Here is a 214-nt window from a genome sequence, read left to right as displayed (position 1 = left end):
AACTAGCCTACCAACCTTGCATCGAGTACCAGTCGTCAACGTCTCTCCGGACCCGATCCTTCTCGATTCCGTATCGTTCCTGGATCTTGCCTTCGAGCTGATCGCGTTTGCCCGCAATGCGGTCGAGATCGTCGTCGGTAAGCTTGCCCCACTGTTCCTTGACCTTGCCCTTTACCTGTTTCCAGTTTCCTTCAACGCGGTTCCAATCCATGGC

The 214-nt window shown here is 54.7% G+C and carries 1 protein-coding gene; it reads right to left on the bottom strand.

Annotated elements, in window-relative coordinates:
• Window positions 1-7: 7 nt before the first annotated feature.
• Window positions 8-211 carry a CsbD family protein gene (locus ACWTU9_RS33405; RefSeq protein WP_112564507.1) on the bottom strand — a complete coding sequence of 68 codons (204 nt, stop codon included), beginning with the start codon at window positions 209-211 and terminating at the stop codon, window positions 8-10.
• Window positions 212-214 lie beyond the last annotated feature (3 nt).

It is taken from the genome of Mesorhizobium sp. 128a (genome assembly GCF_053848025.1).
The sequence above is the reverse complement of the archived record's forward strand: the minus strand, read 5'-3'. Positions and strand labels throughout refer to the sequence as shown.